This is a genomic window from Pusillimonas sp., assembly GCF_035515275.1.
Lineage (GTDB): Bacteria > Pseudomonadota > Gammaproteobacteria > Burkholderiales > Burkholderiaceae_B > Pusillimonas.
In genome coordinates this window covers 1-4770 of record NZ_DATJBQ010000078.1, presented here as the reverse complement: position 1 = coordinate 4770, position 4770 = coordinate 1, and the positions used below count along the sequence as shown (strand labels likewise).

Annotated in this window: 6 protein-coding genes; 4 read left to right on the top strand and 2 right to left on the bottom strand. The window is 57.2% G+C overall.

The window, feature by feature from the left end; translation table 11 throughout:
• Both dnaN and dnaA read right to left on the bottom strand, forming a co-directional pair.
• Window positions 1–942, bottom strand: a 942-nt coding sequence (gene dnaN / locus VL003_RS05890) for a DNA polymerase III subunit beta (RefSeq protein WP_325440533.1), incomplete at its 3' end; no start/stop codon positions are given.
• Window positions 943–944: 2 nt separating this feature from the next.
• Window positions 945–2357 (bottom strand): chromosomal replication initiator protein DnaA, encoded by a 1413-nt coding sequence (dnaA, locus tag VL003_RS05885; protein WP_325440531.1) that lies wholly within the window; start codon window positions 2355–2357, stop codon window positions 945–947.
• 333 nt (window positions 2358–2690) lie between these two features.
• Here dnaA and rpmH point away from each other — a divergent pair, with 333 nt between their 5' ends.
• The 4 genes from rpmH to yidC all read left to right on the top strand — a co-directional run.
• A complete protein-coding gene (gene rpmH, locus VL003_RS05880) occupies window positions 2691–2825 on the top strand; it encodes a 50S ribosomal protein L34 (RefSeq protein WP_013521800.1) in 135 nt (44 codons plus the stop codon).
• A 56-nt stretch (window positions 2826–2881) separates the two neighbouring features.
• Window positions 2882–3247 (top strand): ribonuclease P protein component, encoded by a 366-nt coding sequence (gene rnpA, locus VL003_RS05875; RefSeq protein ID WP_325440535.1) that lies wholly within the window; start codon window positions 2882–2884, stop codon window positions 3245–3247.
• Window positions 3244–3477, top strand: a complete 234-nt coding sequence (gene yidD, locus VL003_RS05870; protein ID WP_325440515.1) for a membrane protein insertion efficiency factor YidD — start codon at window positions 3244–3246, stop codon at window positions 3475–3477. The genes rnpA and yidD overlap by 4 nt, the downstream gene beginning before the upstream one ends.
• A 111-nt stretch (window positions 3478–3588) precedes the next feature.
• The coding region (yidC, locus tag VL003_RS05865; protein WP_325440513.1) for a membrane protein insertase YidC at window positions 3589–4770 on the top strand (1182 nt) is incomplete at its 3' end.

Genomic DNA, 4770 nt, shown 5'->3' with positions numbered 1-4770 from the left:
GTGGCTGTAGTCGATGTCGATTTCTTCCAGCGCCTCTTCTTGTTCGGCGTTGGTAGAGGTTATTTTAAGCTGGTTGTCGGAAAGCTGGATTCGGACACCCTTGAGCTTGTCGGTGGTAAGAATGGCGGCCCGCTGCAAACTACCTTGCAGAATTTCGCGGTTGACCAGGAAGTGGCGCGTGTAATTGCTGGGAATGACCCGGGTGAAGTCGGGGAACTTGCCTTCAACCAGCTTGGACACGAGCTCGACGTCGCCAAAGCGGAAACGAATCTGTCCGGGGGCCACGTCGATACTGACGGGGTCGTCGTTGTCGCCCAGCAGGCGCTGCATTTCAAGCACGGTCTTGCGCGGCACGATCACATCGTGTTTGTTTTCAATGCCTTCAACTGCGGTACCGCTGTGCGCCAGGCGGTGGCCGTCGGTGGCCACGGCGCGCACCCAGCCGGGCTCGAACACAAACAGCAAGCCGTTCAGGTAGTAGCGGATGTCTTGCTGGGCCATGGCAAAGTGCACCATGTTGAACAAGTGCTTAAGCGTTTTTTGGGTCAGCGTGAAAGAGACGTCCCATTTTTCGGGTTGGGCAAGGGTGGGGAATTCGTCGGCAGCCAGGGTTTGCAGGGCGAACCGGCTTTTGCCTGCCTGCACGTTCAGCTTGCCAGAAGCCAGGGCGAGCTTGACCTCGCCGGTGTCGGGCAGGGCGCGCAAAATGTCGAGCAGCTTGCGGGCCGCAACGGTGGTTGATTCGCTGCTGTCGCCCAGGCCGAACTGCGCGTGGGTGGTAATTTGTACTTCAAGGTCGGTAGCAATAAAGGCTACGTCCTGGCCCTTTTTTTGCAACAGGATATTGGCCAGAATGGGCAACGTATTTCTTCTTTCGACTATTCCCGCCACCGTGGACAACGGTTTCAACAAGGCGTCGCGAGTCGTTTGTACGAGTTGCATGGTTATCCTTTTAAGGTTTGTTCTAATACGTGTAAAGCGTGATTGAGTTCAGTTTGTTTTGAGCGTGCGTCAGAGATCTTGCGTACGGCGTGCAGCACCGTGGTGTGGTCGCGGCCGCCGAACAGGTCGCCAATTTCGGGCAAGCTTTTTTGGGTAAGCTCTTTGGCCAGATACATGGCAATTTGCCTGGGCAATGCAATATTGGCGGGCCGACGTTTCGAATACATGTCGGCCACCTTGATCTTGTAGAAGTCGGCGACGGTCTTTTGTATGTTTTCGACCGTAATCTGGCCGTTCGACACCGACAGCAAATCTTTCAGTGCGTCTTTGCAAACCTCTACGGTCAGTACTTCGCGCCCATGAAACCGCGCGTACGCCGACACTTTACGCAGGGCGCCTTCAAGTTCGCGCACGTTGCTGCGCAGGTGCTTGGCAATAAAAAACGCCACCTCTTCGGGCATGGTCACGCCCTCGGTTTCAGCCTTGCGCAACAAAATGGCCACCCGCATTTCAAGCTCGGGCGGCTCAATGGCCACAGTCAGGCCCGAATCAAACCGCGAGATAAGACGGCTGTCGATGTTGGCCAGTTCTTTGGGATAGGTGTCGGACGTAATGATGATTTGCTTGCGCTGCGCCACCATGGCCTCGAAGGCATAGAAGAATTCTTCTTGGGTGCGGTTTTTACCTGCAAAAAACTGAATATCGTCGATAAGCAGCAGATCAAGCGAATGGTAATAGCGTTTGAACTCGTCGAAGGCCTTGCGCTGATAAGCCTTGACCACGTCGGACACATATTGGTCGGCGTGCACATAACGCACCCGCGTGCCTTTGCCGCTTTGCAGCAGGGCATTACCTATGGCGTGGATAAGGTGGGTTTTGCCCAGGCCCACACCGCCATACAAAAACAGCGGGTTGTACGAGACGCCGGGGTTTTCGGCCACCTGCAACGCCGCCGCACGCGCCAGCTGGTTGGCCTTGCCGGTAACGAAGTTGTCGAAACGCAGCTCGGTGTTAAGGCGCGAGCGGTCGTGTACGGCGTCGGCCGAGGGTATGTTGGAAACCGGGGCCGGCTGTGCCGCGCCCGGGTTGTCGGGCTGCGCGGCCGAAGCAGCCACCGACGGCGGCGGCGCCGGCATGCCCACAACAGGGCGGCCGCCGGCTGCTACGGTGCCCACGGCAAGTTCAAACGACACCTGCACGGGCCGCTCGTACCACTCGCTGGCCAGGGTCTCGATTTGATGCGAAAAGTTTTTACGTACCCAGTCAAGCTTGAAGCGATTGGGCGCCGACACGCGCAACACCGCCTGCGTTTCATCGAACGCAAGCGGTATCAGGGGGCGTATCCAGGCACTGATTTGCTGCGGAGGTAGGTCTTGCTCCAGACGCTGAACGCAAGTCTGCCAAAATTCTTTCATGTCCACCACTTGAGTAAACCTCGATTCTACCTGTTGGGATGCAAGTTATCCACAAGCCGGGACAACTCGAGCATTCAGGCAAACCCCTATAAATTTGACCGCGGCGGCATAATCTGTTGAAATAGTGGGCTTTTGCAATTTTTAGAAATTGCCCCTGATTCTTTGCTTGGCCGGCAGCAAAGGAAGAAATAGCCCCCCAGGAAAAAACCTTAGAAGCCTCTAGGGTTGGGTCTGGATTAAACCCCTGGATTAAATCCCCAGATTAAACCCCGGGGTCAGACATGGGTTAAACACCTTTTCGCCGCGCCAGACTTTTGCCCGGTATAAATCACCATGAAACGTACATTCCAACCTTCAGTTACCCGTCGCAAGCGCACCCACGGCTTTTTGGTTCGCATGAAAACACGCGGAGGCCGTGCTGTTATTAACGCTCGCCGCGCCAAGGGTCGCAAGCGCCTGGCCGTTTAAGCCCGGTGGCGGCTTTTGTGCCCAGCTCTTGGGCCAAAGGCCTTAAAGACCATACCATGCGTGCCACGCTTAGTCCGGCGGCGCGCCTGCACCGCCCCTCTGAATACGCCGCCGCCCTTAAGGGTCGGCGTGTCGCCCGAGGGGCGCTGCTTGTTGTGTCTACCCCGCGCGAACCCGCGGCAGAAAATGCCCAGGCCCGACTGGGGCTGATCATTGCCAAGCGTTTTGCCACGCGAGCTGTTACACGCAACACCATCAAGCGGGTCATACGCGAGGCTTTTCGTCACCGGAAGCAGCAGCTGCCGCAACGCGATTTCGTGTTTCGCCTGCATAGCCCGGTGGCCCAGGTTTCATTAACGCAACTTAAGAAGCAGTTGCGCCACGAAGCCGACGCCTTGCTTGATCGCATACAGTTGTCATGATCAAAGCCCTGTTAATCGCACCGATTCGCTTTTACAGGTATTTTGTCAGCCCTTGGCTAGGACACAACTGTCGGTTTACCCCAACCTGCTCGGCCTACACCATTGAAGCCATTGAAACTCATGGCGCAATAAAGGGCCTATGGCTGGGGCTGCGCCGGCTTGCGCGATGTCACCCCTGGTCTCCGGGCGGCTGCGACCCGGTGCCCGGCGTCGAACATCGGCATGACTAACACCGTTGCCGCGCGCTTTGTCTTTAAGGGTCCGCCCACGCTGCCTTGGCAAGCTACGTTAAACTAACGAGCTTTGCTCCGCTTGAACCTATACCTGAGAACACAGGCGCTATGGATATCCGACGCACCATCCTTTGGATGATTTTTTCTTTCTCGCTCTTGCTCCTCTGGAACAACTGGCAAGTTTATAACGGCAAGCCTTCGCTGTTCTCTGGTGCCTCGCAAAGCGCAGAACAAACAACGGCAGCGGACACCGGCTCAACAGCAGCCCCCGACAACGTGCCGGCCGGCATACCCGCGGCGCCCTCTGGAACAGAGACTGCACCGCGAGCGCCTGTCCAGCAAGAAACTGCTGCGGCCACATCTGAAAAGGTCAGCGTTACCACCGACGTTTACAACCTGCAGTTTGATACCCAAGGCGCACAACTGGTGCGAGCCGAACTGCTTAAGTTTGGAGCCGAAGAGGACGCCAACCAGCCCATGGTGCTGCTTAACAACCAGCCCGGCTCCACCTACCTGGCACAGACCGGTATTGTCGGCGCGCCGCAAGGTCAAAGCTTTCCGACGCACTTGACGCCGTTCCGCCTGGTTTCAACCGAAACCGCGCTAAGCGGCGACCGCCTCGATGTGGTCTTCGAGGCCGAGTCCGGTGGCGTTCGGGTGGTTAAAACCTACACCCTGAACCGGGGCCGCTACGACATTCAGGTACGCCACGACGTCTATAACCAGGGCCAGACCGCTGTTTCGCCGTCGGTGTATTTGCAACTGACCCGCGACGGCAACGACCCGCCCAATACTTCGTTCTTCTACAACACCTTTACCGGCCCGGCCGTATATAGCAGCCAAGAAAAATACCAGAAGGTCTCGTTCTCGGATATTGACAAGAACAAGGCGTCGTACGTGAAACAGGCAGACGACGGCTGGGTTGCCATGGTGCAGCATTACTTTGCCAGCGCCTGGGTGCCGGTTGAAGACCGCATTAGGCACAACGAAGTGCTGCGCGTGTCCGACAACCTGTATTCGGTTCGCACGATTCAGTCGATCGGCACCATCGAACCCGGCCAGAATCAGGCCATCGACAGCCGGCTCTGGCTGGGGCCGCAAGACCAGCAAGCCATGCAGGCCGTAGCGCCCGGGCTCGATGTGGTGGTTGATTACGGCTTTCTGACCATTATTGCCAAGCCTCTGTTCAAGCTCATGACCTGGCTGCACGGGTTCGTGGGCAACTGGGGCTGGACCATTGTGCTGCTGACGCTGTTGATCAAGCTGGTGTTTTACCCGCTGTCGGCCGCC

Excerpts from the sequence above, each read along its gene's own strand:
- dnaA (WP_325440531.1), bottom strand. The coding sequence starts at position 2,357 with ATGAAAGAATTTTGGCAGACTTGCGTTCAGCGTCTGGAGCAAGACCTA.
- rpmH (WP_013521800.1), top strand. The coding sequence starts at position 2,691 with ATGAAACGTACATTCCAACCTTCAGTTACCCGTCGCAAGCGCACCCAC.
- rnpA (WP_325440535.1), top strand. The coding sequence starts at position 2,882 with ATGCGTGCCACGCTTAGTCCGGCGGCGCGCCTGCACCGCCCCTCTGAA.
- yidD (WP_325440515.1), top strand. The coding sequence starts at position 3,244 with ATGATCAAAGCCCTGTTAATCGCACCGATTCGCTTTTACAGGTATTTT.